General features: G+C 68.7%; 26 protein-coding genes, 6 tRNA genes and 1 other RNA gene. 26 read left to right on the top strand and 7 right to left on the bottom strand.

Annotated features, from left to right (window positions below):
* The first annotated feature begins 180 nt into the window (after window positions 1-180).
* The 10 genes from ACHWVH_RS20220 to ACHWVH_RS20175 all read left to right on the top strand — a co-directional run bounded on the left by ACHWVH_RS20220 (window position 181) and on the right by ACHWVH_RS20175 (window position 9,641).
* A tRNA-Leu gene (locus ACHWVH_RS20220) sits at window positions 181-265 on the top strand.
* A 190-nt stretch (window positions 266-455) separates the two neighbouring features.
* The gene (tig, locus tag ACHWVH_RS20215) at window positions 456-1,751 is read left to right on the top strand and encodes a trigger factor (protein WP_394687843.1); all 1,296 of its coding nucleotides are present in this window, start codon (window positions 456-458) and stop codon (window positions 1,749-1,751) included.
* A gap of 141 nt (window positions 1,752-1,892) precedes the next feature.
* Window positions 1,893-2,519 carry an ATP-dependent Clp endopeptidase proteolytic subunit ClpP gene (gene clpP / locus ACHWVH_RS20210; protein WP_017907831.1) on the top strand — a complete coding sequence of 209 codons (627 nt, stop codon included), beginning with the start codon at window positions 1,893-1,895 and terminating at the stop codon, window positions 2,517-2,519.
* 128 nt (window positions 2,520-2,647) lie between these two features.
* A complete protein-coding gene (gene clpX / locus ACHWVH_RS20205) occupies window positions 2,648-3,934 on the top strand; it encodes an ATP-dependent Clp protease ATP-binding subunit ClpX (protein WP_017907830.1) in 1,287 nt (428 codons plus the stop codon).
* Between the two features lie 177 nt (window positions 3,935-4,111).
* A complete protein-coding gene (gene lon, locus ACHWVH_RS20200) occupies window positions 4,112-6,580 on the top strand; it encodes an endopeptidase La (protein WP_043092956.1) in 2,469 nt (822 codons plus the stop codon).
* 88 nt (window positions 6,581-6,668) lie between these two features.
* The gene (locus ACHWVH_RS20195) at window positions 6,669-7,082 is read left to right on the top strand and encodes an HU family DNA-binding protein (RefSeq protein ID WP_157835168.1); all 414 of its coding nucleotides are present in this window, start codon (window positions 6,669-6,671) and stop codon (window positions 7,080-7,082) included.
* An 11-nt stretch (window positions 7,083-7,093) separates the two neighbouring features.
* Window positions 7,094-7,168 (top strand) — tRNA-Val (locus ACHWVH_RS20190).
* A 27-nt stretch (window positions 7,169-7,195) separates the two neighbouring features.
* Window positions 7,196-7,272 (top strand) — tRNA-Asp (locus ACHWVH_RS20185).
* A 117-nt stretch (window positions 7,273-7,389) separates the two neighbouring features.
* Window positions 7,390-7,466, top strand: a tRNA-Asp gene (locus ACHWVH_RS20180).
* Window positions 7,467-7,652: 186 nt separating this feature from the next.
* Entirely contained in the window at window positions 7,653-9,641 is a 1,989-nt protein-coding gene (locus ACHWVH_RS20175; RefSeq protein WP_267123382.1) for a peptidylprolyl isomerase, read from the top strand.
* Window positions 9,642-10,082: 441 nt separating this feature from the next.
* Here ACHWVH_RS20175 and ACHWVH_RS20170 read toward each other — a convergent pair whose 3' ends face one another.
* The gene (locus ACHWVH_RS20170; RefSeq protein ID WP_394687842.1) at window positions 10,083-11,294 is read right to left on the bottom strand and encodes a transglycosylase SLT domain-containing protein; all 1,212 of its coding nucleotides are present in this window, start codon (window positions 11,292-11,294) and stop codon (window positions 10,083-10,085) included.
* Window positions 11,291-12,058, bottom strand: a complete 768-nt coding sequence (gene gloB, locus ACHWVH_RS20165) for a hydroxyacylglutathione hydrolase (RefSeq protein WP_394687841.1) — start codon at window positions 12,056-12,058, stop codon at window positions 11,291-11,293. The genes ACHWVH_RS20170 and gloB overlap by 4 nt, the downstream gene beginning before the upstream one ends.
* 12 nt (window positions 12,059-12,070) lie before the next feature.
* Here gloB and ACHWVH_RS20160 point away from each other — a divergent pair, with 12 nt between their 5' ends.
* From ACHWVH_RS20160 to dnaQ, 3 genes are read left to right on the top strand one after another with little or no spacing between them, the layout of a single operon-like run.
* Entirely contained in the window at window positions 12,071-12,730 is a 660-nt protein-coding gene (locus tag ACHWVH_RS20160) for a hypothetical protein (RefSeq protein WP_026143283.1), read from the top strand.
* Between the two features lie 12 nt (window positions 12,731-12,742).
* On the top strand, window positions 12,743-13,201 hold the full coding sequence (gene rnhA, locus ACHWVH_RS20155) for a ribonuclease HI (protein ID WP_017907823.1): 459 nt from the start codon (window positions 12,743-12,745) through the stop codon (window positions 13,199-13,201).
* 29 nt (window positions 13,202-13,230) lie between these two features.
* The gene (dnaQ, locus tag ACHWVH_RS20150; RefSeq protein WP_295943137.1) at window positions 13,231-13,968 is read left to right on the top strand and encodes a DNA polymerase III subunit epsilon; all 738 of its coding nucleotides are present in this window, start codon (window positions 13,231-13,233) and stop codon (window positions 13,966-13,968) included.
* 196 nt (window positions 13,969-14,164) lie between these two features.
* Here dnaQ and ACHWVH_RS20145 read toward each other — a convergent pair whose 3' ends face one another.
* Complete coding sequence (locus tag ACHWVH_RS20145; RefSeq protein WP_017907821.1) at window positions 14,165-14,869, bottom strand: PP2C family serine/threonine-protein phosphatase; 705 nt, start codon at window positions 14,867-14,869, stop codon at window positions 14,165-14,167.
* A gap of 209 nt (window positions 14,870-15,078) precedes the next feature.
* Between ACHWVH_RS20145 and ACHWVH_RS20140 the strand changes: the two genes are divergently transcribed.
* Both ACHWVH_RS20140 and ACHWVH_RS20135 read left to right on the top strand, forming a co-directional pair.
* A tRNA-Ser gene (locus ACHWVH_RS20140) sits at window positions 15,079-15,169 on the top strand.
* 282 nt (window positions 15,170-15,451) lie between these two features.
* Window positions 15,452-15,856, top strand: a complete 405-nt coding sequence (locus ACHWVH_RS20135; RefSeq protein ID WP_017907820.1) for a DUF6165 family protein — start codon at window positions 15,452-15,454, stop codon at window positions 15,854-15,856.
* Window positions 15,857-15,903: 47 nt separating this feature from the next.
* On the opposite strand, the gene ACHWVH_RS20130 is transcribed toward ACHWVH_RS20135, so the two are convergent.
* Both ACHWVH_RS20130 and ACHWVH_RS20125 read right to left on the bottom strand, forming a co-directional pair.
* Window positions 15,904-16,158, bottom strand: coding sequence for a DUF2798 domain-containing protein (locus ACHWVH_RS20130; RefSeq protein ID WP_043092951.1), 255 nt, complete (start codon window positions 16,156-16,158; stop codon window positions 15,904-15,906).
* Window positions 16,159-16,357: 199 nt separating this feature from the next.
* A complete protein-coding gene (locus tag ACHWVH_RS20125) occupies window positions 16,358-17,407 on the bottom strand; it encodes a glycosyltransferase family 9 protein (protein WP_043092950.1) in 1,050 nt (349 codons plus the stop codon).
* A 20-nt stretch (window positions 17,408-17,427) separates the two neighbouring features.
* Between ACHWVH_RS20125 and ACHWVH_RS20120 the strand changes: the two genes are divergently transcribed.
* The 7 genes from ACHWVH_RS20120 to ACHWVH_RS20090 are packed head-to-tail and all read left to right on the top strand — an operon-like array spanning window position 17,428 to window position 21,586.
* A complete protein-coding gene (locus tag ACHWVH_RS20120; protein ID WP_295925408.1) occupies window positions 17,428-18,177 on the top strand; it encodes a 3-deoxy-D-manno-octulosonic acid kinase in 750 nt (249 codons plus the stop codon).
* Window positions 18,177-18,935, top strand: a complete 759-nt coding sequence (locus ACHWVH_RS20115; RefSeq protein ID WP_295925405.1) for an MBL fold metallo-hydrolase — start codon at window positions 18,177-18,179, stop codon at window positions 18,933-18,935. The genes ACHWVH_RS20120 and ACHWVH_RS20115 overlap by 1 nt, the downstream gene beginning before the upstream one ends.
* On the top strand, window positions 18,932-19,966 hold the full coding sequence (gene moaA / locus ACHWVH_RS20110) for a GTP 3',8-cyclase MoaA (protein WP_394687840.1): 1,035 nt from the start codon (window positions 18,932-18,934) through the stop codon (window positions 19,964-19,966). The genes ACHWVH_RS20115 and moaA overlap by 4 nt, the downstream gene beginning before the upstream one ends.
* A gap of 3 nt (window positions 19,967-19,969) precedes the next feature.
* The gene (locus ACHWVH_RS20105; protein ID WP_017915899.1) at window positions 19,970-20,344 is read left to right on the top strand and encodes a DUF4440 domain-containing protein; all 375 of its coding nucleotides are present in this window, start codon (window positions 19,970-19,972) and stop codon (window positions 20,342-20,344) included.
* Window positions 20,345-20,375: 31 nt separating this feature from the next.
* On the top strand, window positions 20,376-20,894 hold the full coding sequence (gene moaC / locus ACHWVH_RS20100; protein ID WP_017908888.1) for a cyclic pyranopterin monophosphate synthase MoaC: 519 nt from the start codon (window positions 20,376-20,378) through the stop codon (window positions 20,892-20,894).
* Window positions 20,891-21,136: a MoaD/ThiS family protein gene (locus tag ACHWVH_RS20095; protein ID WP_017908887.1), complete on the top strand. Its 246-nt coding sequence runs from the start codon at window positions 20,891-20,893 to the stop codon at window positions 21,134-21,136. Before moaC ends, ACHWVH_RS20095 begins: the two co-directional genes overlap by 4 nt.
* Before the next feature lie 3 nt (window positions 21,137-21,139).
* On the top strand, window positions 21,140-21,586 hold the full coding sequence (locus ACHWVH_RS20090; RefSeq protein WP_295925399.1) for a molybdenum cofactor biosynthesis protein MoaE: 447 nt from the start codon (window positions 21,140-21,142) through the stop codon (window positions 21,584-21,586).
* 533 nt (window positions 21,587-22,119) lie between these two features.
* Here ACHWVH_RS20090 and ffs read toward each other — a convergent pair.
* Both ffs and ACHWVH_RS20080 read right to left on the bottom strand, forming a co-directional pair.
* Window positions 22,120-22,216: signal recognition particle sRNA small type (gene ffs, locus ACHWVH_RS20085), an RNA gene on the bottom strand.
* A 259-nt stretch (window positions 22,217-22,475) separates the two neighbouring features.
* Window positions 22,476-22,568 (bottom strand) — tRNA-Ser (locus tag ACHWVH_RS20080).
* Between the two features lie 236 nt (window positions 22,569-22,804).
* Between ACHWVH_RS20080 and dnaX the strand changes: the two genes are divergently transcribed.
* The 4 genes from dnaX to ACHWVH_RS20060 all read left to right on the top strand — a co-directional run bounded on the left by dnaX (window position 22,805) and on the right by ACHWVH_RS20060 (window position 26,259).
* On the top strand, window positions 22,805-24,682 hold the full coding sequence (gene dnaX, locus ACHWVH_RS20075; protein WP_394687839.1) for a DNA polymerase III subunit gamma/tau: 1,878 nt from the start codon (window positions 22,805-22,807) through the stop codon (window positions 24,680-24,682).
* 6 nt (window positions 24,683-24,688) lie between these two features.
* Window positions 24,689-25,009: a YbaB/EbfC family nucleoid-associated protein gene (locus ACHWVH_RS20070; protein WP_017909282.1), complete on the top strand. Its 321-nt coding sequence runs from the start codon at window positions 24,689-24,691 to the stop codon at window positions 25,007-25,009.
* Window positions 25,010-25,221: 212 nt separating this feature from the next.
* Window positions 25,222-25,836 (top strand): recombination mediator RecR, encoded by a 615-nt coding sequence (recR, locus tag ACHWVH_RS20065; protein WP_017909283.1) that lies wholly within the window; start codon window positions 25,222-25,224, stop codon window positions 25,834-25,836.
* Between the two features lie 75 nt (window positions 25,837-25,911).
* On the top strand, window positions 25,912-26,259 hold the full coding sequence (locus tag ACHWVH_RS20060; RefSeq protein ID WP_010342491.1) for a histidine triad nucleotide-binding protein: 348 nt from the start codon (window positions 25,912-25,914) through the stop codon (window positions 26,257-26,259).
* Window positions 26,260-26,281: the final 22 nt, after the last annotated feature.

Below are 26,281 nucleotides of genomic sequence, written 5' to 3'. Positions count from 1 at the left end.
AGGGCTCGGGAGCGAGGCCATCCAGGCCGGCGTTGGGGTATCCATCCGCAGATGGCATAAGTCCAAGGTTCGAATCCTTGACGGCCCACCAAAACGAAAGGCACCTGCTCCGGCAGGTGCCTTTTTCTTTGCCGGCCGGCCTGCAACAATGTGCCGGCAGGCGCCTTCCGGCGCCGCAGCGCGAAAGTGGCGGAATTGGTAGACGCCCTGGTTTTAGGTACCAGTGCCGCAAGGCGTAGGGGTTCGAGTCCCCTCTTTCGCACCACCCAGCCCCCGATGGCCCCTTGTGGCGATGGCGGGTTCGGCGTCGCCACGGCGGCCTCCCGGCCCTGCGCTGGCAGGCGCCGCGGGAATAGGCGAAACTATCCGGCTGCGGCGGCTGTCCCGTGCCCGCGCCAACCCGTACTTTTCTACATCGTGCCGAGAGCCGTGGGCTCCCGGTGGCAGGAGTCCACATGCAAGCTTCGATCGAAACCACCGGTACCCTGGAACGGCGTCTGACCTTCACCCTGCCGGGGGATCGCCTGGAAACCCATGTCGGCGGCCGCCTGCGCGAAGTCGCGCGCACCGCGCGGATCAAGGGCTTCCGTCCGGGCAAGATTCCGGCCAAGGTGATCGAGCAGCGCTTCGGGCCGCAGATCCGCGCCGAGGCGCTGGATGGCCTGCTGCGCGAGACCTTCGACTCGGCCGTGCGCGAGCACGAACTGCGCCTGGCCGGCAACCCGCGCATCGACCGCGCCGGCGACAACGAGCTGCAGTTCGTGGCCACCTTCGAAGTGGTGCCGGACTTCGGCGACATCGACGTGTCCAAGCTGCAGGTGATCCGCCACACCGCCGAGGTCACCGACGCCGACATCGAGCAGATGATCGAGAACCTGCGCCTGCAGCGTCGTACCTGGCAGCCGGCCGCGCGTCCGGCGCAGGACGGCGACCTGGTGACCCTGGAGACCTGGTCGCAGGTCGGCGACGAGCGCCTGCCGGCCGAGGGCGTGGAGAAGGGCAGCAGCGTGATCGGCTCGGGCGTCATGTTCCCGGCGATCGAGCAGGGCCTGGTCGGCCTGTCCAAGGACGAAGAGAAGACGCTGACCGTCGACTTCCCGGCCGACTGGCGCGTGCCGCAGTTCGCCGGCAAGCAGGTCCAGGTCCATGTGAAGGCGGTCGACGTCGCCGCGCCGGTGCTGCCGGAGGTGGACAAGGAGTTCATCAAGAGCTTCGGCGTGAAGAGCGGCGATGCCGAGCAGTTCCGCAAGGACATCCGCATCAACCTCGAGCGCGAGCTCAAGGGCGCGCTGATGAACCACCTGCGTCGCGAAGTCGGCGAGCAGCTGATCGCCGCCTACGCCTCGGTCGAAATGCCGCCGCGCCTGGTCGAGAACGAAGCGCGCGCCATGCTGGCGCAGCAGGTCGAGCAGATGCGCCGTTCCGGCCGCGACCCGGGTCAGGTGCCGGACGACGCCCACCAGGGCTTCATGGACGCCGCGCGCAAGCGCGTGCTGGTCGGCCTGCTGGTCGGCGAGGTCGCCCGCCGCAACGAACTGCGCCTGGACCCGAAGCGGGTCTCGGAGACGCTGCGCCTGATCGCCTCGACCTACGAAGAGCCCGAGCAGGTCATTGAGATGTACCGCAACGATCCCCAATTGATGGGGGGACTGCAGAGCCGTGTGATGGAAGAGCAGGTGATCGACTGGATCGCCGAGCGCGCCCAGCACACCGAGCAGGCGATGTCGTTCCAGGACGCGATCCGTCAATAAGACGACGCGTCGCCGCGTTGCGCAGCCGACCTGCGCGACGCGGATCCCGTTTCACCTCCCCGCGGCGGCGGGGCGCAACACGATGCGAAGCCCTGCACACCCCCGTGCAGGGACGGACCCCGAGCAGCAGGAGATCACCGCGTGGACAATGTGACCAAGGCCTTGAATCTGGTTCCGATGGTGGTCGAACAGACCAGCCGCGGCGAGCGCGCCTACGACATCTATTCGCGCCTGCTGAAGGAGCGCCTGATCTTCCTGGTCGGCCCGATCGACGACCACATGGCCAATGTGATCGTGGCCCAGTTGCTGTTCCTGGAAGCGGACAATCCGGAGAAGGACATCAGCATCTATATCAATTCGCCGGGCGGCGTGGTCACCGCCGGCATGGCGATCTACGACACCATGCAGTACATCAAGCCGGACGTGAGCACCATCTGCGTCGGTCAGGCCGCCTCGATGGGCGCGCTGCTGCTGGCGTCGGGCGCGGCCGGCAAGCGCTATGCGCTGCCGAACTCGCGGGTGATGATCCACCAGCCGCTGGGCGGCTTCCAGGGCCAGGCCACCGACATCGACATCCACGCCCGCGAGATCCTGACGCTGCGCGCGCGGCTGAACGAAATCCTGGCCAAGCACACCGGCCAGTCGCTGGAAACCATCGCCCGCGACACCGAGCGCGACAACTTCAAGAGCGCCGTCGACGCGCAGGCCTACGGCCTCGTCGACCAGGTCCTGGAGCGTCGTCCGGATGAGTCCATCCAGCCGGCATAAGGCTTGCATGTACTGCAAAACGCAACGTATTCCGCAGGGCCGGGGTCGGGCTAGCGTCCTCCCGGCCCTGTGCTATTCTCGAAATCGAACCCCCGTTCATCGGGTGGGGTAACTGGGTAAGCGAAGCAATGAGCGAAGACCGGCAAGGCCGTTCCGGCGACAGCAACAAGATCCTGTACTGCTCGTTCTGCGGCAAGAGTCAACACGAGGTCCGTAAGCTGATCGCCGGGCCCAGCGTGTTCATCTGCGACGAATGCGTCGAGTTGTGCAACGACATCATCCGCGAGGAGCTCGAGGAGAAGGCGCAGTCGGCACGCAGCAGCCTGCCCAAGCCGCGCGAGATCCTGGAAGTGCTCGACCAGTACGTGATCGGCCAGCAGCGCGCCAAGCGCACGCTCGCCGTGGCTGTGTACAACCACTACAAGCGCATCGAGAGCCGGCAGAAGAACGACGAGGTCGAACTGGCCAAGTCCAACATCCTGCTGGTTGGTCCGACCGGCTCGGGCAAGACGCTGCTGGCCGAGACGCTGGCGCGCCTGCTCAACGTGCCGTTCACCATCGCCGATGCGACCACGCTGACCGAAGCCGGCTACGTCGGCGAGGACGTGGAGAACATCATTCAGAAGCTGCTGCAGAAGTGCGACTACGACGTCGACAAGGCGCAGCAGGGCATCGTCTACATCGACGAGATCGACAAGATCTCGCGCAAGAGCGAGAACCCGTCCATCACCCGCGACGTGTCCGGCGAAGGCGTGCAGCAGGCGCTGCTGAAGCTGATCGAAGGCACGGTCGCCTCGGTGCCGCCGCAGGGCGGGCGCAAGCATCCGCAGCAGGAATTCCTGCAGGTGGACACCAAGAACATTCTGTTCATCTGCGGCGGCGCGTTCGCCGGCCTGGACAAGGTGATCCAGCAGCGCTCCAACGACGCCGGCGGCATCGGCTTCGGTGCCAAGGTGAAGAGCTCCGAGCGCAAGCGCGAGGTCGGCAAGATCCTGGCCGACGTCGAGCCGGAAGACCTGATCAAGTTCGGCCTGATCCCCGAGTTCGTTGGCCGCCTGCCGGTGGTCGCCACGCTGGAGGAGCTGGACGAGCCGGCGCTGATCAAGATCCTGACCGAGCCCAAGAACGCCATCACCAAGCAGTTCAAGAAGCTGTTCGAGATGGAAGGCGTGGAGCTGGAGTTCCGCCAGGACGCGCTGCTGGCCATCGCCAAGAAGGCGCTCAAGCGCAAGACTGGCGCGCGCGGCCTGCGCACCATCGTCGAGTCGGTGCTGCTGGACACGATGTACGAGCTGCCGTCGCAGGAGAACGTCAGCAAGGTGGTGGTGGACGAGTCGGTGATCGAGCACAAGTCCGAGCCGTACCTGATCTACCAGACCCCGCCGGCGGCGCCCAAGGTCGCCTCCGCGGAGTGACCCGGGCGGGCGGTGCGCGGCGACCCCGTCGCGCGCCCCGTGCCTGCCGGTAAGTCGCTGAAACATAAAGGGGTTATGCGCTCCCCTTGCATCGTCCAGCCGATGGCCCCATAACGGGGCCATCGGCGTTTTTATGGCCGCCCGCATCGCGTTCCCGCCTCCCAAATCGGAATCCTCATGGCCCAGTCCCAATCCGAAGTCCTCGACCTGCCGGTCCTGCCGTTGCGCGACGTCGTGGTCTTCCCGCACATGGTCATCCCGCTGTTCGTCGGTCGCGACAAATCCATGCGCGCGCTCGAGCACGCGATGGAGGCCGACAAGCGCATCCTGCTGGTCGCGCAGAAGTCCGCCGAGACCGACGACCCGGCGGCGGCCGACCTGTACAACGTCGGCACGCTGGCGCAGGTGCTGCAACTGCTGAAGCTGCCCGACGGCACCATCAAGGTGCTGGTCGAGGGCCTGTCGCGGGTCAGCGTCGACAAGGTCGCCGAGCGCGACGGCGCGCTGCAGGGCGAAGGCCGCGAGATCGACGCCGCCGAATCGCGCGAGGAGCGCGAAGTCGAGGCGATCGCGCGCTCGCTGATGTCGCTGTTCGAGCAGTACGTCAAGACCAACCGCAAGCTGCCGCCGGAGCTGCTGCAGACCCTGTCCGGCATCGACGAGCCCGGCCGCCTGGCCGACACCATCGCCGCGCACATCGGCGTGCGCCTGGCCGACAAGCAGCGCCTGCTGGAAACCCTGGAAGTGGGCGAGCGCCTGGAGATGCTGGTCGGCCTGGTCGACGGCGAGATCGACGTGCAGCAGCTGGAGAAGCGCATCCGCGGCCGGGTCAAGTCGCAGATGGAGAAGAGCCAGCGCGAGTACTACCTCAACGAGCAGATGAAGGCGATCCAGAAGGAACTGGGCGACCTCGACGACGCGCCGGGCGAGCTGGAGGAGCTGGCGCGCAAGATCGCCGAGGCCGGCATGCCCAAGCCGGTCGAGACCAAGGCCAAGGCCGAACTCAACAAGCTCAAGCAGATGTCGCCGATGTCGGCCGAAGCCGCGGTGGTGCGCAACTACCTCGACTGGCTGCTGGGCGTGCCGTGGAAGAAGCGCAGCAAGGTGCGCAAGGACCTGAAGGTCGCGCAGGAAACCCTCGATGCCGATCACTACGGCCTGGAGAAGGTCAAGGACCGCATCCTCGAGTACCTGGCGGTGCAGTCGCGGGTGAAGCAGATGAAGGGGCCGATCCTGTGCCTGGTCGGACCGCCGGGCGTGGGCAAGACCTCGCTGGGCCAGTCCATCGCCAAGGCCACCAACCGCAAGTTCGTGCGCATGTCGTTGGGCGGCGTGCGCGACGAGGCGGAGATCCGCGGCCATCGCCGGACCTATGTCGGTTCGATGCCGGGCCGCATCGTGCAGAACCTCAACAAGGTCGGCAGCAAGAACCCGCTGTTCGTGCTCGACGAGATCGACAAGATGTCGATGGATTTCCGCGGCGATCCGTCCTCGGCGCTGCTGGAAGTGCTCGACCCCGAGCAGAACAACGCCTTCAACGACCACTACCTGGAAGTGGACCTGGACCTGTCCGAAGTGATGTTCGTGGCGACCTCCAATTCGCTGAACATCCCCGGCCCGTTGCTGGACCGCATGGAAGTGATCCGCATCCCCGGCTACACCGAGGACGAGAAGCTCAACATCGCGACGCGCTACCTGGTGCCCAAGCAGCTCAAGGCCAATGGCCTGAAGCAGGACGAGCTGGAGATCGGTGCCGACGCGATCCGCGACATCGTGCGCTACTACACGCGCGAATCCGGCGTGCGCAACCTCGAGCGCGAAGTGGCCAAGATCTGCCGCAAGGTGGTCAAGGAGATCGCCCTGGCCGGTCCGCAGCCGGCCGCCCCGGCGAAGAAGGCCGCAGCGAAGAAGGGCGCCGCGCGCAAGGACAAGGCGCGCGTCAGCGTCGGCTCGAAGAACCTGGACAAGTACCTGGGCGTGCGCCGCTACGACTTCGGTCGCGCCGAGGAGCAGAACGAGATCGGCCTGGTGACCGGCCTGGCCTGGACCGAGGTCGGCGGCGATCTGCTGCAGATCGAATCGACCCTGGTTCCGGGCAAGGGCGCGGTGATCCTGACCGGCCAGCTCGGCGACGTGATGAAGGAATCGGCGTCGGCCGCATTGTCGGTGGTGCGTTCGCGCGCCGAGCGGCTCGGCATCGAGGCGGACTTCCTGCAGAAGCACGACGTCCACCTGCACGTGCCCGACGGCGCCACGCCCAAGGACGGCCCCAGTGCCGGCATCGCGATGGTGACCTCGCTGGTGTCGATGCTGACCAAGGTGCCGGTCAAGTCGGAGGTGGCGATGACCGGCGAGATCACCCTGCGTGGCCGCGTCTCGGCGATCGGCGGACTCAAGGAGAAGCTGCTGGCCGCATTGCGCGGCGGCATCCGCACCGTGCTGATCCCCGAGGAGAACCGCAAGGATCTGGCCGACATCCCGGAGAACGTCACCCGCGATCTGAAAATCGTGCCGGTGAAGTGGATCGACGAAGTGCTGGATCTGGCACTGGAGCGTCCGCTCGCGCCCAAGCCCGCCGCCGACGCCGAACAGGCGCCGTCGCGGCGCAAGCAGAAAGCATCCTCGAACCCGCGCGTCAAGCACTGACGCGCGCTGAACCGCACCCGCGCAAACGGCTCAAACCCGCGCCGTTGTTGGCTTTTCGGCTTGCGCGGGTATGGGCCCGCTGGTATAAATGCAGCGCTTGCGAGCACCGCGAACGGGCGTGCTTGGTAGTGCAAAACATATCCATCGGGGTCTCGCCCAGGCGAGGCAGGCCACGCCGACACCCGATCCTCAATCCGCGGTCTTCTGCCGCACATGGAGTCATCAAGAAATGAATAAAGCCGAACTGAACGACGCGATCGCCGCTGCCGCCGATATCTCCAAGGCCGAAGCCGGTCGTGCCATCGACGCCTTCGTGTCGGAAGTGACCAAGGCCCTGAAGAAGGGCGACAGCGTCACGCTCGTGGGCTTCGGCACCTTCCAGGTGCGCGACCGTGCCGAGCGCACCGGCCGCAACCCGAAGACCGGCGACTCCATCAAGATCGCGGCGTCGAAGAATCCGACGTTCAAGGCTGGTAAAGCGCTGAAGGATGCCGTAAACTAATCGACTCGCTAGGGTGCTTAGCTCAGCGGTAGAGCGTCTCCTTTACACGGAGAGGGTCGGGGGTTCGAAACCCTCAGCACCCACCAGAGCACCGAGCGACAAGTTTCAAAAGCGGAGTGGTAGTTCAGTCGGTTAGAATGCTGGCCTGTCACGCCGGAGGTCGCGGGTTCGAGTCCCGTCCACTCCGCCAGTTGTACCGAAGCCCCCGAGCGATCGGGGGTTTCGTTTCTCGCAGTTGCCGCCACGCGCCAGCGTTGGCCCGGTCGCTGCGGGAAAGCGGGCCTCGCGCCCGCCTCCGTTCAAACGCGGAGTGGTAGTTCAGTCGGTTAGAATGCTGGCCTGTCACGCCGGAGGTCGCGGGTTCGAGTCCCGTCCACTCCGCCATTTGTACGCGAAACCCCCGAGCGATCGGGGGTTTCTTTTTTTCCGCAGTGCGCTGGTTTGGTCGTCGATGCGCTCCGGATTCGCCGCCTCGACGCATGAGCGGCGCGGGTTGCCGGGCCGCCGGTTCTGCCGCAAGGCGTGAAGCGGGTTAAACTGCGCGGCTCGCCAATAGGCCGTCGGTTCCCAATGCTGCAGAAACTTCGCGAAAAGACCTCGGGCTGGATCGCCACCGCGATCATCGGTCTGTTGATGATTCCGTTCCTGTTCGTCATCGACAACAGCTACCTCGGTGGCGTCGGTGCCAACAATGTCGCCAAGGTACAGGCGCCGCCGTCGTGGTGGTCGTCGGCGCCGTCGTGGTGGCCGGTGTCGCTGCTGTGGCAGCACCACGAAGTGAGCACGGAGCAGTTCCGTACCCGCTTCGAGCAGGCGCGCATCCAGGCGCGCGAACAGCAGGGCGAGAACTTCGATCCGCGCGCGTTCGAAAGCATCGACAACAAGCGCAAGCTGCTCGATCAGCTGATCGACGAGCAGGTGGCGAAGCTGTCGGCAGAACGCGCCGGCGTGGTCATCGGCGATGCCGCGGTGCGCGATTACATCAGCTCCATGCCTGCGTTCCAGAACGACGGCAAGTTCGATCCGGAGCGCTACCGCCTGGCTCTGGCCTCGGGCACGCCGCCGCGTACGCCGACCATGTTCCAGCAACTGGTGCGCGACGCGCTGCAGCAGTCGGTGATTCCGTCGGGCATCGCCGAATCGGCGTTCGCCACCAAGCCGGAAACCGAGCGCCTGCTGAAGATGCTGGGCGAGACCCGCGACGTGGAGATGGCGCTGTTGCCGGAAATGCCGGCCGACACCGCACCGGTCAGCGACGCGCAGGTGCAGCAGTGGTACGACTCGCACAAGTCCGACTTCAAGCAGCCGGAAACCGTGACGATCGAGTACGTCGACCTCAACGCGGCCAGCCTGCCGCCGGTCAAGCCGGCCGACGAGGCGACGCTGCGCAAGCGCTACGACGACGAGAAGGCGCGCTTCGTCGAGCCAGATCAGCGGCTGGCTTCGCACATCCTGATCAGCGCCGGCAAGGACGCGGCCTCGCAGAAGGCGGCCGAGGCCAAGGCGGCCAAGCTGGCGGCCGAAGCCAAGCAGCCCGGCGCCGATTTCGCCGCGCTGGCCCGCGCCAACTCCGATGACCCTGGTTCCAAGAACGCCGGCGGCGATCTGGGCTGGGTGGAGAAGGGCGTGATGGTGAAGCCGTTCGAGGACGCGCTGTTCGCGATGAAGCCCGGCGAGATCGTCGGTCCGGTGAAGAGCGAATTCGGCTATCACGTGATCCAGCTGCGCCAGGTCAAGGGCGGCGAAGGCAAGTCGTTCGAGCAGGTGCGCGACCAGCTCGCCAGCGAGCAGTTGAAGGCAGACGGCGAGAAGGCCTTCAGCGACCTGAGCGGCAAGCTGGTGGACCTGGTCTACAAGAACCCGACCGCGCTGGCTTCGGCGGCGAAGGAAGTGGGACTGCCGGTGCAGACGCTGGGACCGTTCTCGCGCGCCACCGCCAGCGGCATTGCCGCACAGCCGGCGGTGCTGCGCGCCGCGTTCTCCGACACCCTGGTGCAGGACGGCACGGTCAGCGACCCGATCAACCTGGGGCCGAACCACAGCGTGCTGATCCGCGTGACCCAGCACCAGCCGGAACAGATCCAGCCGCTGGCCAAGGTGCATGAGCAGGTCGTGGCCGCCGTGCATGCCGACCGCACCGCCAAGGCGGCCGCTGCCAAGGCCGATGCGCTGCTGGAGCGTTTGCGCAAGGGCGAGACCCTGCAGGCCCTGGCCGGCGCGGAGAAGCTGCAGATCAACCCGATGCCGGGTCTGCCGCGCAACGTGCCGATGCCGAGTGCGCAGGCCAGCCAGGCGATCTTCAGCGCGCCGCAGCCGGCCGACGGCAAGCCCTCGGTGGGCAAGGTCGAGCTGCCTGCCGCGCCGGGCACCGTGGGCAAGCGCTATGCGCTGTTTGCGGTCACCAAGGTGACGCCGGGCGACCTGAGCAAGGTGCCGGCCGAGCAGCAGACGATGTTCCAGCAGCAGCTGGCGCGCATCGAAGGCGAGGCCGATGCCAAGGCCTACGTCGATGCGATGCGCAAGCACTTCAAGATCAGCGTGCAGGAATCGCAGCTGTAACCGCGGCTTCGACAGCGCAAAGCGGCACGCAACAGGCCCGGCATTGCCGGGCCTGTTGCGTTTCAGGTGCGTGGTTTATCGGCGTGTGCGATTTGCTGTGGGGGAGGCGCGCAACGTTGACGTAAGTGTGGACGTGCGCCTGCCGATGGCCGGCATGCCTTCAGTGGCGCGAATGGGCGGCAAGCGCGTTACGTCGCTACCTTGGCCGGCGCGATGCGCTGTCCCTGCTGGCGGCCATCGAAACAGAGTCTGTTGCCGATGGCGCGTGCGCGCAGTTGCGCTAGCGGCTGGACGTGGCGATACGCCTGCCTTCCAGGCGCTCATGCTGATCGTAGGTGCCCATCGGGCTGAGGAAACGGGTGGTCATCCCCGCAGCGTGGCGGCACATCCGCGGACGTTGCAGCATGGGCCGGAGCTCGTCCCGCCGCAGCGGGAGTGCGATCAGTCCTCGTAGCTCAGCACCATGCCGGGACGCAGCACGCTGCGCGCGGACAGGCCGTTCTTCATCAGCAGCGCCTGCACGGTGATGCCGTAGCGCTTGGCGATGTTCCAGGCGGTGTCGCCGTCGCGCACGGTGTGGGTGTGGCGGGAGCGTGCGCCGGCGCGCGTGGCACGGTTCGGCGCGGGAGCGTCGTCGGCGCTGGCCACGGTGGCGACGACCGGGGCGTCGTCCTGCGCCGGCGGCGCGGTGTCCTGGGCCAGCACGGGGCCGCCCAGACTGCGCGGCGCCAGCACCGGCAGCGCGCGCTTGGTGGTGCGGCCACTGCCCAGGGCCGGGTTCAGCCGGGCGAGCTGATTGCCCTGCAGCGCCTGGCGCCGCGCCCATTCGTCCAGTGCCATGCCGGCGGGCAGGGTCTGCGCCTGCAGGATCGGCACGTCGCGGTCCAGCGAGGCCATCCATTCGTCGCGGGTCTGCGCCTGTTCCAGCACGCAGGCCAGTGCGTGCAGTTTCTCGACGTAGGCGTAGGTGACCGAGGACAGCCCGGGCAGCTTGTCCGGCTGCGCGTTCTGCGCGTTCATGCCGGCGCGGCGCATCGACTGCAGCACGCGGTATTCGCCGGCGTTGTAGGCCATGATCGCCAGGCGCCAGTCGCCGCCGAACATGCCGTGCAGGGTCTTCAGATAGCGCACTGCGGCGCGGGTGGAGTCCACCGCGGACAGACGGCCGTCGTAACCGTTCTCCAGCGGGACATCGTGGTTGCGCGCGGTGCCCGGGATGAACTGCCACAGGCCGGCGGGGCCGCTGCTGTTGCGCGCGGCCGGGCGGTAGCCGCTCTCCACGAACGGGATCAGCGCGAATTCGGTCGGCAGGTTGGCCGCGCGCAGCTCGTCGACCACGTAGCCGAACAGCGGCAGCACGTCCTCGTCCTCGTCGGCCAGGCGCGAGGGCGCGCGCGAGAACTGCTGCTGCCAGCGCGCGTCGGTGGCGCCGGCGTCGCAGCGCGCGTCGGCCAGGCCGTCGCGGAAGCGGGCGAGGATGTCGTGCCCGTTACGGGTGGTGGGGGGCGGCAGCGCCGCCGCGTCCGTCGGCAGGCCGTTCAGGCCGGCCACGGTCTGCTCGAGTGCGGCCGCAAGCGGGGTCGCGGCCGCCGCGGGGGGCGCCGCCGACGCCATCGCCAGCGTCAGCGCCGCCGTCAACGCCAGCGCCCTCATGCGCGGAAATCGTCTTTCCAGCGCCTCAATTCCGCGAAGACTTCCACTTCGTCGGACACCCCCCGGCCGAGCCGGGCGCCGATCGCCTGCTGGATCGCCGCCGAAGCGGTGCGCAGGAACGGATTGGTCGCCAGTTCGCTGGCGAGGGTGACGGGAACGGTGGGGCGGGCAGCGTGACGCATGGCCTGGGCTTCCTGATGGCGCTGCCGCAGGGCAGCGTTGGTGGGATCGACCGTGACGGCGAATGCCGCATTGGCCAAGGTGTATTCGTGTCCGCAGCAGACCAGCGTCTGCCCCGGAAGGGCGGACAGGCGCTGCAGCGAACCCAACATCTGGGAGGGCGTACCTTCGAACATGCGCCCACAGCCCAGGCTGAACAGCGTATCGCCGCTGAACAGGTGGCCGTGGCCGACATAGGCCAGGTGCGAGCGGGTATGGCCGGGGACGGCCAGGGTATCGAACTGCCAGTCCAGCACCTTCACGGCATCGCCGTCGCCGACCCGCTCGCACGAAAATCCGGCAATGCGGGGGTCGTCCGGCGCGTACACCGGCAGATCCGGCCAGCGTTCGCGCAAGGCGGCGACGCCACCGATATGGTCGTCGTGGTGATGGGTGAGCAGGATGGCGGCGGGTTGCAGCCCTTGGGTCGCGGCCTCCAGCACCGGCTCGGCCTGGCCTGGATCGACCAGCAACGCACGCCCGTCGTCCGTGGCGATCGCCCAGATGTAGTTATCCTGGAATGCGGGCAGGGCGATCAGTCGCATAGAATTGGCACCATGCCTGCCGTGTCGCTCCCTCGTCAAGCCAACGTCTCATCCTGGTTTGATACTGCCGGGGCGCAGGCGTTGCTGCAGGCCGAGCAGCCGCTGATCCTCGACGCCTTGCTCAAGCGCCCCGCGCAGCCCTGGCTGTGGCTGGCCCCGGTGCCGCTACCGCCCCCCGCGCGCGAGCTGCCGGGGCGGGGCGTGCGCCTGCACCGCAGCGCCTGCGGCTACGCCGGCGACCTGGTGTGCACGCTGCCACTGCCGCTGCCGTCGGAAAGCGTCAACGCCATCGTCCTGCAGCACGTGCTCGCCGCCGACGCGGCGGCGCTGCTGGAGGAATGCGAGCGCATCCTGATGCCGGGCGGCCGCGTGTGGCTGTTCGCGCTCAATGCGGTGAGCCCGTACCGGCTGCGCTGGCGCCGCCAGGGCCTGGTGGCGCGTCCGCCAGGTAGCTGGCGCGGCCTGCTCGAACAGGTCGGCCTGCCGTGCGTGGAGCAACTGCGCTATCTCGGGCCGGTGTGGCCGACCCGCGGCGGCGTCGGCCCGGCCACCTCCACCGCGCCGCTGCGCGCGGTCTGCCTGCTGCAGGCGGAAAAACGCACCGCCGCCGGCATCGGCCCCATTCCGCTGCGCGCGCCGGTCCGCTGGCGCGGCTCGGTCGCTTCCATCTGAACACGGAGTTTCATGAAGACTGTCGACATCCATACCGATGGCGCCTGCCTCGGCAATCCCGGCCCCGGCGGCTGGGCCGCGCTGCTGCGCTACAAGGGACTGGAGCGCGAGGTGGCCGGCGCCGAGGCGCACACCACCAACAACCGCATGGAGCTGATGGCCGCGATCATGGCGCTGGAGACGCTCAACGAGCCGTGCCAGATCGTGCTGCACACCGATTCGCAGTACGTGCGCCAGGGCATCACCGAATGGATGCCGGGCTGGGTGCGCCGGCAGTGGAAGACCGCCGGCGGCGATCCGGTCAAGAACCGCGATCTGTGGGAGCGGCTGCATGCGGCCGCGCAGCGGCATACGATCGACTGGCGCTGGGTCAAGGGCCACAACGGCGATCCGGACAACGAGCGGGTCGACCAGCTGGCGCGCAACCAGGCCCTGCACGTGCGCGCCGGCGGCGCCGCCGTCGCGACCTGATCTTGTCTTCCTTTTCCGCTGCGAGTCCCATGCGTCAGATCATCCTCGATACCGAAACCACCGGCCTGGAATGGAAGAAGGGCAACCGTGTCGTCGAAATCGGCGCGGTGGAACTGCTCGAACGCCGCCCCAGCGGGCGCAACTTCCATCGCTACCTGCGCCCGGACTGCGATTTCGAACCCGGCGCGCAGGAAGTCACCGGCCTGACCCTGGATTTCCTTGCCGACAAGCCGGAATTCCACGAGGTGGTCGACGAATTCCTGGAGTTCATCGACGGCGCCGAGCTGATCATCCACAACGCCTCGTTCGACCTGGGCTTTCTGGATTACGAACTGTCGCGGCTGGGCGAGTCCTACGGTCGCATCCTCGATCGCGCCACGGTGATCGACACCCTGCTGCTGGCGCGCGAGCGCTTTCCGGGTCAGCGCAATTCGCTGGACGCGCTGTGCAAGCGGCTGGGCGTGGACAACTCGCACCGGCAACTGCACGGCGCGCTGCTCGATGCGCAGATCCTCAGCGACGTGTACATCGCGCTGACCTCCGGCCAGGAGGAAATCGGCTTCGCCCTGGCCGAGGACGGCGCCGCGCATGCGGCGGCGCAGGGTCCGGCATTCGACATGACCAGGCTGCTGCCGCGGCCGCGGGTGTTGCCGACGGCCTCGGAACTGGAAGCGCACCAGGCGCGGCTGGAAAAGCTGCGCAAGAAGGCCGGCCGCGCGCTGTGGGACGACGCCGAACCGGTCGTGGTGGACGCGATGGCCGGCTGAAGGGCACCTCGAATGACGGTGGGACGTCTGTTGTAGGAGTGGCGTCAGCCGCGACGGGGCGTTGCCGGTAAAACCCGGTCGCGGCTGCAACTGCTCCTGCAGGGCAGCCTGGCCGGCTTGAGCGTTGAGAATGCAGTATCCAGCGGTGCCCTGACGTGGCTTGCGCGGACGGAGCGGCGGCCGCGCCGCACCGAATTCAGTGACAGCGCACCAGGATCGCGGTGATGTTGTCCGAGCCGCCTTCGTCGAGCGCGGCGGCGACCAGCATGTCCACGCATTCCTGCGCGCTGCAGTCGTCGTGGCCCAGCGCGTTGGCCAGGCCGGCATCGTCCACTTCCTCGGTGAGCCCGTCGCTGCACAGCAGCAGGCGCATGCCCGGGCGCAGCTCGCCGGTCATCGTCGCCACGTTCAGGTGCTGCGGATCGGTGACGCCCAGCGCCTGGGTGACGACGTTGCGGTGCGGATGCGCGCGCGCCTGTTCGGCGGTGAGCGCGCCCTGCGCGATCAGTTCCTGCACGTAGCTGTGGTCCTGGCTGAGCTGGGCCAGCTTGCCGTCGCGCCACAGGTAGGCGCGGCTGTCGCCGACCCAGGCCACCTCGAAGCGGTTGCCCTGGACCCGCGCGGCCACCACCGTGGTGCCCATCGGCAGGGTGTCGTTGCGGCGCTGCGAGGCGCGGATGATCTCCTCGTCGGCGATGCGGATGGCCTGCGCCAGGGCGGTGCCGCCGCGCACTTCGCGCACGATGGCCTCGCGCGCCAGCGCGCTGGCGACCTCGCCGCAGGCGTGGCCGCCCATGCCGTCGGCCACCAGCCACAACCCCAGTTCGTGGTCGCCGTAGTAGGTGTCCTCGTTGAGGTCGCGGCGCAGGCCGACGTGGGTGAGGTGTCCGAATTCGATCATTGCGCGCCTGCGGCCGGCCGGTGTTTTCTGGGGTCGACGGGCATCATCGCGGTCGCGCGCGGATCAGGCAATCGCCGCACGCGGCACGCAGCAGGCGGGGTTCATCGCCCCGCGGCGCCGGGGCGCTTGCGGGGGCTCGGCGCCTGGCCGCTTGTCCGCGCGCGGCGGGGACCGTATGATGCACGCCCCCGGTCCGCCGGGGACCACCCGGGAAGGTGGCAGAGTGGTTGAATGTACCTGACTCGAAATCAGGCAGGCGTTTATAGCGCCTCGGGGGTTCGAATCCCCCCCTTCCCGCCAGTTTCATCGCGCGCGCGCCCTCCAGCGGTCGCAGAGTGTGATCGGTGCAGGGGTGGGGGGTGAGAAGCCCCGCGGGTTCGACCCATCGGCGACAGCCGATGGGCACGGCGCAGCCGCCCGCAGGGCGAGGTGCAGCATGCACCGCGTGCATCCCCCCCTTCCCGCCAGTTTCGCATCAGGCCCCGTCAGGGGCCTTTTGTTTTTGGGCGATCGCGACGCGTGCCGACGCCGCTTTAAGACGCGGCCGTTACACTCTCTTTTCTCCTGTTTTTGGTGTCTGCCATGTCCGAAATCCTGGTGCCCGTGTCCTTCGGCGAATTGCTCGACAAGATCGCCATCCTGCAGATCAAGTCCGAGCGCATCGAAGATCCGGGCAAGCTGGCCAATGTGCGTGCCGAACTGTCGGCACTGGAAAAGACCTGGATGGCGCATCCGGCGGCCGGCGGCGACGTGGCGCGCCTGCGCGCGGAACTGAAGGCGGTCAACGAGCGCCTGTGGGTGATCGAGGACGAGATCCGGATCAAGGAGAAGGCGCAGGCCTTCGACGAGGAGTTCATCAAGCTGGCGCGCAGCGTGTACTACGAAAACGACGAACGCGCGCGGCTCAAGAAGGAAATCAACCTGGCCCTGGGCTCCAGCTACGTGGAAGAGAAGTCCTACCAGGACTACCGCAACGCCTCGGCGTGAGGGCAGAGTTCCGGGAGGCGTTGCCGCCTCCCGGAACGCGCCTCACCTCAGTTGCGTGCGACCACCAGGCCGGTCAGGCGCCGCACCAGCGGCAGCACCAGCAGCAGGGTGGGGAAGGCCACCAGCCAGGACAGCGCCCAGGCGCCGAGCCAGAGCGTGCCGACGCCGGGCGCCAGCCCGACGCTGCGCAGGGTGCTGATCATCGAGACGATGCAGGTCATCAGCACCGATAGCAGCAGCGGGGTCACCCAGGCGGCGTGGCGCGGGGACAGCTTGCGGGAAAACAGCGGGGAACGTGACATTGCGGACTCTCCGTAAGCCGGTCGATCGAAGGCGCCACCCGCAAGCGGCCTGCCAGGCCCGGGCGGGAAACAGCCCCGGACGGATCCGGCGCAGTTGGCGCGTTGATTGACGTAAACGCTTACGGCGGCTCCTGCGGGCCGGGTCGGCGGCAGGACGCGCGGTGATGGTAGAGCGGCGCCGCGGGCGCCGCAACCGGGCTCAGTGGCCGTGGTCGGCGCGATAGCGCTCGAATGCGGCGATCGCATCGTCCACCGCGATGAGTTCCATCACGCCGTCGAATTCGATCTTGCTGCCCCACTTCAACTGCGCGGCCGGCTTGCCCAGGTACTTGCGCGCGGCGGCGTCGTACTTGTCCACGCAGTAGCGGATGTCCGAATACGGGCCGCTGCGGCGCGGGTTGCTGGCCGCGTGCAGGCCCAGCACCTTGGTGCCCATGGCGTTGGCGATGTGCATGGGGCCGGAGTCGGGTGTCATCACCAATGCGGCGCGCTGCAGCAGCGCCGGCAGTTGCTTGAGCGTGTCGCGGCCGACCAGGTCGAGCACCGGCGTGCGCGCCGCCGCGACGATGGCGTCGGCGGTGCTGCGCTCCAGGTCGCTGCGGCCGCCGCACAGCACCACCCGCCAGCCCTGCGCGGCGGCATGGTCGGCCACCGCGGCGTAGCGCTCGGCATACCAGTTGCGACGCTGATGGCTGGAGCAAGGTGAGATCAGCAGCGCCGGACGGCCGTCCTCGGGCCATTGCGCACGCGCCCAGGCATGGGCGTCCTCGGGCACTGGCAGGTCCCAGCGCACCTCGGTCTGGCGCAGCCCGAGCGGCTCGCAGAAGCTGCCGATCGCCTCCAGTACGTGGATGCCGGGGCGGTCGGGGATGCGTTCGTTGACGAACAGGCCGTGCAGGTCCTTGGAGCGGCTGCGGTCGTAGCCGATGCGGCGGCGCGCCGGCACGAACGCCGACAGCACGTTGGCGCGCAACGCCACCTGCATCTGCAGCAGCGCGTCGAAGCCTTGCGCCGGCAGGGCGCGGCGCAAGGCGCGCATGCCGGCCAGGCCGCTGCGCTTGTCGTACGGGTGGAAGACCACGCCCGGCAGGCCGTCGAGCAGCTTGTGCCCGGCCTTGTCGATGATCCAGTGCAACGCCGGCGCCTGCGGCCAGGCGCGTTGCAGGGTCCGTACCAGCGGCACCACGTGGGTCACGTCCCCCAGCGCCGACAGGCGCAACAGGCACAGCGAAGGGAGCGTTGCCGGCATGGTGTTGTTAGACTCGCTGGATGGTTGCATTCGACGCCACCGAAGCACTGACGCCGTACCGCGAGGGCCGCGGCTACGGGGCCATTCTGTTCGACCGCGAACGGCTGCGGCAAGCAGAACCGGCGCTGTTTTCCGCCGCCGCCTGGGGCGAACGCGCCCGCCCGGTGGATGCCGGCGGCCGCGGCGGCGCCTGGTTCGTCGATGCCCCGTTCGGCAGCTGCGTGCTGCGCCAGTACCGCCGCGGCGGGCTGGTCGCCAAGCTGGTCCGCGACCGCTACCTGTGGACCGGCGCCGAGCGCACCCGCAGCTTCGCCGAATTCCGGCTGATGCGCGCGCTGATCGCGCGCCAGCTGCCGGTGCCGCGGCCGCTGGCGGCCTGTTATCTGCGCCAGGGGCTGCGTTACCGCGCGGCGATCCTGATGGAGCGGCTGGAGGGCGTGCGCTCCCTGGCCGAGCGCGCACATCTGGCCGGCCGCGGCGCGCCGTGGGAGGAGGCGGGGCGGCTGATCGCGCGCTTCCATCGCGCCGGTCTCGACCACGCCGACCTCAATGCGCAGAACATCCTGTTCGACGGCAACGGCCGCGGCTGGCTGATCGACTTCGACCGCGGCGTGCTGCGCATTCCCGCCACCCGCTGGCGCGAGCGCAACCTCAAGCGGCTGCGCCGTTCGCTGCTGAAGCTGCGCGGCGAGCGCAGCGTCGATGCCGTGGAGAAGGACTACGCGCGCCTGCGCCGCGCCTACGACCTGGCCTGGGAGCGCGGCTGCTGATGACGGACTGGGCGCTGCGCTTCCAGGGCGTGGGCAATGCCTCGGCGGTGGCGCTGGGCTCGCCGATGGCCACCATCGAGCGCGACGGCCGGCCGTGGCTGACCATCGACTGTGGCGGCGAGGGCCTGACCGCCTATCAGGCGCACTACGGCGCGATGCCGCAGGCGCTGTTCGTCACCCATGTGCATCTGGACCACGTCGCCGGCTTCGAGCGGCTGTTCGTGGACAGCTATTTTTCCGAGCGTCGCGGCAAGGTGCGCCTGTACGTGCCGGCCACGGTGCTGCCGCTGCTGCACCGCCGCGTGGCCGACTATCCGAATGTGCTGGCCGAGGGCGGCGCCAACTTCTGGGATGCGTTCCAGCTGATCGCGGTGGGCGATGCGTTCTGGCACGAGGGCGTGCGCCTGGAGGTATTCCCGGTGCGTCACCACTGGCCGGAGACCGCCTATGGCCTGCGCCTGCAGGGCGCGCTGGTGTGGAGCGGGGATACCCGGCCGATCCCGGAAATGCTGAACCGGTATGCCGACGACGGCGAACTGGTGGCGCACGACTGCGGTCTTCACGGCAACCCGTCGCATACTGGCGTGGACGACCTGGAGCGGGAGTACCCCGCAGAGCTGCTGCAACGAACCATGCTCTACCACTACGCCAGCGCCGAGGATGCCGAGGCCCTGCGCGCCCGCGGCCACCGCGTGGCGCGGCCGGGCGAGCGCGTGGCGCTGACGGCGCCGCGCGCGCCGCAGGTGCCGGCGGGATGAACGCGCTGCCGCGCCCGCCGCTCGCGTCGGCGACGCCGGCGGACCGGCGCGGGCGGCCGTTGCGCGACCTGCGCCTGTCGGTGATCGAGGCCTGCAATTTCCGCTGCGGCTACTGCATGCCGGCCGACAAGGTGCCGGATGATTACGGCTTCGACGCCGCATCGCGGCTGTCGTTCGCGCAGCTGGAGACGGTGGCCCGCGCCTTCGTCCGCAACGGCGTCAACAAGCTGCGCCTGACCGGCGGCGAACCGCTGCTGCGCCGCGATCTGCCCGAGTTGGTGCGGCGGCTGGCGCGCATCCCCGGCGTGGACGATCTGGCCATGACCACCAATGGCGCGCTGCTGGCGCGGCATGCGCAGGCCTTGCGCGAGGCCGGCCTGCGCCGGGTCACGGTCAGCCTGGATGCGATCGAGCCGGCGGTGTTCCGACAGTTGTCCGGCGGCCGTGGCGAGATCGCGCAGGTGCTGGAGGGCATCGACGCGGCGGTCGCGGCCGGGCTGGGGCCGGTCAAGCTCAATTGCGTGGTCCAGCGCGGCATCAACGACGACCAGGTGCTGCCATTGTTGGCGCATTTCCGCGGCAGCGGCCATGTGCTGCGCTTCATCGAATACATGGACGTCGGTACCTGCAACGCCTGGCGCCGCGAGCGGGTGGTGCCGGCCGCCGAGTTGCGTGACCGCATCGCCGCACGTTGGCCGCTGCAGGCGCTGGCGCCGCACTACCCGGGCGAGGTCGCCGCGCGCTATGCGTTCGCCGATGGCGGCGGCGAGATCGGTTTCGTCACCTCGGTCAGTACGCCGTTCTGCGGCGATTGCCACCGCGCTCGCGTGTCCGCCGATGGCCATCTCTACACCTGCCTGTTCGCGGGCGAGGGCACCGATTTGCGGCCGGCGCTGGCGGGGGGCGAGGAGGCGCTGGTCGAGCGCGTGCGTGCGCTGTGGGAACGCCGCGACGATCGCTACAGCGAACTGCGCGGCGCGGCGACCGCCACGCGCGGCAAGCACGTCGAAATGTTCCTGATCGGCGGTTGAGCCATGGACGCCGCCGTGCAACGCGCGCTGGTCGCGCTGGAACTGGAATTGCTGGAACCGGCGGTGCGTGCCTCGGCGGCGCGCGTGGCGGAACTGCTCGACGACGCCTTCGTCGAGTTCGGTGCCTCCGGCCGCTGCTTCGACAAGCCGGCGGTGCTCCAGGCGTTACCGGCTGAGTCGGGCGCATTTCGCTACTGTGCATTCGACATCGATGTGCAGCTGCTGGAGCCGGAGTTGGCGCACCTGCGTTATCGCAGCGAGCGCAGCGGCGGTGGCGAGCCGCCGCGACAGGCGCTGCGCAGTTCGCTTTGGCGGTATCGCGACGGCCAATGGCGCATGCTGTTCCACCAAGGCACGCCGATCCCCGGCGGCGCTTGAAGATCGCGCCGTGGGAGCGGCAGCGCAATCCATGACCAAGAAGACCTCCGCCACGTCCGCGCGCGCCGCCGCGCCGGCGCTGACCCATCTGGACCCGCAGGGATTGCCGACCATGGTCGACGTCTCCGCCAAGGCTGCCACCGCGCGTGTGGCGGTGGCCGAGGCGCAGGTGCGCTTTCCCGCGGCCGTGGCCGCGCAGTTGCGCGCCGACGCGTTGCGCAGCGCCAAGGGCGGCATCGTCGACACCGCGGTGATCGCCGGCACGATGGCGGTCAAGCGCACCCACGAACTGATTCCGTTCTGCCATCCGTTGCCGATCGACGGCTGCCGCTTCGCCATCGACTGGCGCTCGCCGCAGGTGCTGGGCATCGAATGCACGGTGCGCACCGTGCACCGCACCGGCGTGGAGATGGAGGCGCTGACCGGCGCCAGCGTCGCCGCGCTGACCGTCTACGACATGTGCAAGGCGCTGACCCACGCGATGACCATCGGCCCGGTGCGGCTGGTCGGCAAGCGTGGCGGCAAGCGCGACGTCGGGAGCGTGGCATGAGCGTCCAGGTGAGCGTGCTGTACTTCGCCAGCCTGCGCGAGGCCGCGGGCCTGGAACGCGAACAGGTGCATACCGATGCGCCGAACCTGCGCGCGCTGTATGCCGAACTCGACGCGCGCCACGGCCTGCGCTGGCCGCTGGATCGCTTGCGGGTGGCGGTGGACAGCGCCTTCGTCGGCTGGGACGAGGCGGTGCGCGACGGCAGCGAAGTGGTGTTCATCCCGCCGGTCTCGGGAGGCTGAGCCATGTCCACCGAACCGCGTTTCCGGCTGGCCGACCACCCGCTCGACATCGCCACGCTGCGCGCCCCGCTGGCGCACGCCCAGGCAGGCGCCTATGCCAGCTTCGAAGGCTGGGTGCGCGACCACAACGACGGCCGCGCGGTCGACGGCCTGCACTACGAGGCCTACGCCGCACTGGCCGAGGCCGAAGGCCAACGCATCGTCGACGAGGCCCTGGCCCGCTTCGCCATCCTCGACCTGCGCTGCGTGCACCGCGTCGGCGAACTGACGATCGGCGACCTGGCGGTGTGGGTGGGCGTCGTCGCTGCGCACCGCGGCGCCGCGTTCGACGCCTGCCGCTACGTCATCGACGAGGTCAAGGCGCGCGTACCGATCTGGAAGCGCGAACGTTATCGCGACGGCGATGCGGGCTGGCTGCATCCGGAGGCGCAGGCGCCGCAACGCGAATAGCAGCGCGCGCGATCAGGCGTTGATCGTGTCTTCGTACAGAAGGGTGGTAACCCCGCCGGCTGACCGCGCCAGGCATAGTCTGCCGCCGCAAGGCTCTCTGTGCCGTCGCCACGGCCGGAACGACTGACAGGCCGGGATGGCTTTACTTGCTGCAGGTGCAGCCGCTGCCTGCGATCTAGGCTGATCGTTCGTCGTCGAGAAGGGTGGTAACCCCGCCGGCTGACCGCGCCAGGCATAGCCTGCCGCCGCAAGGATCTCTGTGCCGTCGCCACGGCCGGAACGAATGACACGCCGTGATGGCTGTTGCTTTCTGCAGGCGCAGCCGCTGCTTGCGATCTAGGTTGATCGTTCGTCGCCGAGGAGGGTGGTAACCCCGCCGGCTGACCGCGCCAGGCATAGCCTGTCGCCGTGCGGATTTCTATGCCGTCGCCACGGCCGGAACGAATGACACGCCGGGATGGCTGTTGCTTTCTTGTAGGCGCAGCCGCTGCCTGCGATCTAGGCTGATCGTTCGTCGTCGTAGGAGGGTGGTAACCCCGCCGGCTGACCTCGGCGCCCGCGTCGATCGATACCGTTGCTGCCTTCCGGCCCTGGCGGGGTTTTCGACCTAGCGTCGCGAGGGGCCGACGGGGCCACCATAGAGACGAAACCGCGCCAGTGGCGCGGTCTTTCCTCATTTGAACACCGCCACCAGGGTGGGGCATTCTGCGAGAGGACACGCATTCGAATCTGGCGGAGAGAGGGGGATTCACTCGGCATCTTCGATGCCTCGCCCTGCGGGCGGCTTCGCCGTGCAGGTGGCTACGCCACCTGTCGAACCCGGGGGTTCTCACCCCCTCCCAGGCGCCGGCGAAACTCACGCGACTGGGCCATCTCAACACTTTCAATCTGGCGGAGAGAGGGGGATTCGAACCCCCGAAGCGCGGTTTAGACGCTTACACACTTTCCAGGCGTGCTCCTTCAACCACTCGGACACCTCTCCGGGTCTTGCGCGGGCCATGCGGTCCGGGCAAGGGCGGGAATTCTAGCCGTCATGGCCGCCGTTCACAAGGCGAATCGCGGCTGCCGCGCTGACCGGCGTCACCTTTGCCCTGTTCATCGTCGCAGGCAGCCCTGCGCCAAAGGTCGGCGCGCGCGTGATTGCGGATGACCGGGCGACTGAACGATCGCGATGGCCCGGCGTGGCACAATGGCGGTTCAGATGAAGACGGTCGCCTGATGTCCTATCTCGTTCTCGCCCGCAAGTGGCGCCCCAAGCGTTTCGCCGAGCTGGTGGGGCAGGAGCATGTGGTCCGCGCGCTCACCAACGCGCTGGACAGCGGCCGGGTGCACCACGCCTTTCTGTTCACCGGCACCCGCGGCGTCGGCAAGACCACCATCGCGCGCATCTTCGCCAAGTCGCTGAACTGCGAGCAGGGCACCAGCGCCGACCCGTGCGGTCAGTGCGCGGCCTGCCTGGACATCGACGCCGGCCGCTACATCGACCTGCTGGAGATCGACGCCGCGTCCAACACCGGCGTGGACGACGTGCGCGAGGTGATCGAGAACGCGCAGTACATGCCCTCACGCGGCAAGTTCAAGGTCTACCTGATCGACGAAGTGCACATGCTCTCCAAGGCGGCGTTCAACGCGCTGCTGAAGACGCTGGAAGAGCCGCCGGAGCACGTGAAGTTCCTGCTCGCCACCACCGACCCGCAGAAGCTGCCGGTGACGGTGCTGTCGCGCTGCCTGCAGTTCAACCTCAAGCGTCTGGACGAGGAGCAGATCCAGGGGCAGATGACCAAGATCCTGGCCGCCGAGCAGATCGAGGTGGATGCCTCGGCGATCGTGCAGCTGGCCAAGGCCGCCGACGGCAGCCTGCGCGACGGCCTGTCGCTGCTCGACCAGGCCATCGCCTACGCCGGCGGTGCGCTGCGCGACGACGTCGTGCGGACGATGCTGGGCACGGTCGATCGCACCCAGGTCGGGGCGATGCTGGACGCCCTGGCCGATGCCGATGGGCAGCGGCTGCTGCAGGTGGTGGCCGGGCTGGCCGAGTTCTCGCCCGACTGGGGCGGGGTGCTGGAGGCGCTGGCCGAGGCCTTGCACCGCATCCAGGTGCGGCAACTGGTGCCGGGCGCAGCCATGCCCGCGCTGGACGGACTGGACCCGGCGCCGCTGGCCGAGCGCCTGCGTCCGGAGATCGTGCAGCTGTGGTACCAGATGGCGCTGAACGGGCGCCGCGACCTGTACCTGGCGCCGAGCCCGCGCGCCGGCTTCGAGATGGCGCTGCTGCGCATGCTGGCGTTCCGGCCGATGGGCGCCACGGCGCTGCCGGCCGGCACGACGACCGGCGCGGCCACCCCCACCCAGGGGCACGGCAATGCGACGGCGGCCGCTGCCAGTGCGCCTGCGGCGGCGATGGCGGCACCTGTCGCGGTGGCGGCCGCTGCCCCGGCGGCGCCTGCCGTTGCCGCGCCAGCGCAGGTTCCCGCTGCGCCCGTGGCGGCTGCGCCCAGTGCGGCGGCGGCCCCGCTCGATCCGCCATGGGATCCGCCGGCACCGCCGGCGGCACGCCCAGCGCCGTCCGCGCCCGTCGCGACGCCGGCGCCAGCGGTCGTTCAGGCCGCGGCCACGGCTGCGGCCGCCGAGCCGGAAATGGCGATGGTGCCGCCGCTGGCGCCGCCGCGCACCCACGCCGCCGTGTCCGATACGCCGCGCGCGCTGCACAGCGCCGAGGACTGGCTGGAACTGGTCGCCGATTGCGGTCTGAGCGGCCCCTCGCGGCAACTCGCCGCCAACGCCGCCTTCGTCAGCCATGCCGAGGGCGTGCTGCGGCTGTCGCTGTCGCCGGGCTTCGAGTATCTGCAGTCCGAGCGCTCGCTCGGCGAACTGGCCGCGGCGCTGGCCGATGCGCTTGGGCAGCGGCCGAAAATCGTCATCGAAAGCGGCATCGCGGTCGATGCCGAAACCCTGCATGAGCGCTCGCACCGGCAACGCGGCGAGCGCCAGAACGCGGCCGAGACCGCGTTCATGAACGACCCGGCGGTGCAGGCGCTGATCCAGCAGCAAGGCGCGCGGGTCGTCCCCGATTCCATCCGTCCCTACGATGAGTGAACCACGATGCGCGGCAATATCGCCCAACTGATGCAACAGGCGCAGAAGATGCAGGAAAACCTGCAGCGCGCCCAGGAAGAACTGGCCAAGCTGGAAGTCACCGGCAGCGCCGGCGGCGGCATGGTCAACGTGACCCTGACCGGCGCCAAGGAGTGCCGCAAGGTGCGGATCGATCCGAGCATCCTGGCCGACCAGGAAATGGCCGAGGACCTGATCGCCGCTGCCTTCAACGACGCCTCCAACAAGATCGATGCCGAATCCAAGGCGCGCATGGGCGCGGCCACCGCCGGCATGCCGATCCCGCCGGGCATGAAGCTGCCGTTCTGAGTTGCCGGGATTCGGGATTGGGGATTCGCGGTTTTTCGCGAGTGCGCTGCCTCTCCTGCTTCGGTGAATTCCTCCGCGTAGGAGCGGCTTCAGCCGCGAGGGGCATTATCGGTAACGCCCCTCGCGGCTGAAGCCGCTCCTACGAAAACATCGCGTGACAGCGATGTTTCTTTTACGAATCCCCAATCCCCACTCCCGAATCCCCAACCACAATGAGCTCGCCGCTGCTCGAACAACTGATCGATGCGTTCCGCGTGTTGCCTGGCGTCGGCCAGAAGACCGCGCAGCGCATGGCGTATCACGTGCTCGAGCGCGAGCGCGAGGGCGGGCAGCGTCTGGCCGAGCGGTTGCACGAGGCGATCGAACGCATCGGTCATTGCGCGCAATGCCGCGATTTCAGCGAAACCGAGGTCTGTGCGATCTGCGCCAGTCCGGCCCGCGATCGCCAGCAGCTGTGCGCGGTGGAGTCGCCGGCCGACCGCCTGGCGATCGAGCACGCCACCGGCTACCGCGGCCTGTACTTCATCCTGCAGGGCCGGCTGTCGCCGCTGGACGGCATCGGCCCGCGCGAACTGGGCCTGGACCGGCTGGCCGCGCGGTTGGCGCAGGGCGAGGTGGCCGAACTGATCATCGCCACCAACTCCACGGTCGAAGGCGAGGCCACCGCGCATTACCTGGCGCAACTGGCGCGTCAGCATGGCGTGCGGCCGAGCCGGTTGGCGCAGGGCCTGCCGCTCGGCGGCGAGCTGGAGTACGTGGATCGCGGCACCCTGTCGCATGCCTTCGGCAGCCGCAGCGAAGTGCCGCGCACCGGCACCGGCGAGTAACCGCCGCACGCGGCTGCGGTGCGACGCCGAATTGGGCTATAACGGCGGCCCCTTCTTTCGTTCCGGGCGCGCTCCATGGACACCATCTTCGGCAAGATCATCCGTCGCGAAATTCCGGCCAGCATCGTCTACGAGGACGACGCCGTGCTCGGCTTCAAGGACATCGCGCCGCAGGCGCCGGTGCATGTGCTCTTCATTCCCAAGCAGGTGGAGATTCCGACCCTGGACGACCTGGCGCCGGAGCAGGCGACCCTGGTCGGCCGGCTGGTGCTGGCCGCGGCCAGCTATGCGCGCGAGCAGGGCCTGGCCCAGGACGGCTACCGGGTGGTGATCAACTGCCGCGAGCACGCCGGGCAGACCGTGTTCCATCTGCACCTGCATCTGCTCGCCGGTGCGCCGCTCGGGCGCTTCGGCACGCCCTGAGCAGCGGCTGGCGCGAACGTGC

Origin of the sequence: uncultured Xanthomonas sp. (genome assembly GCF_964278005.1) — a bacterium.
Lineage (GTDB): Bacteria > Pseudomonadota > Gammaproteobacteria > Xanthomonadales > Xanthomonadaceae > Xanthomonas_A > Xanthomonas_A sontii.
Note: the sequence above shows the minus strand (reverse complement) of the source record. Positions and strands in the feature narration are given on the sequence as shown.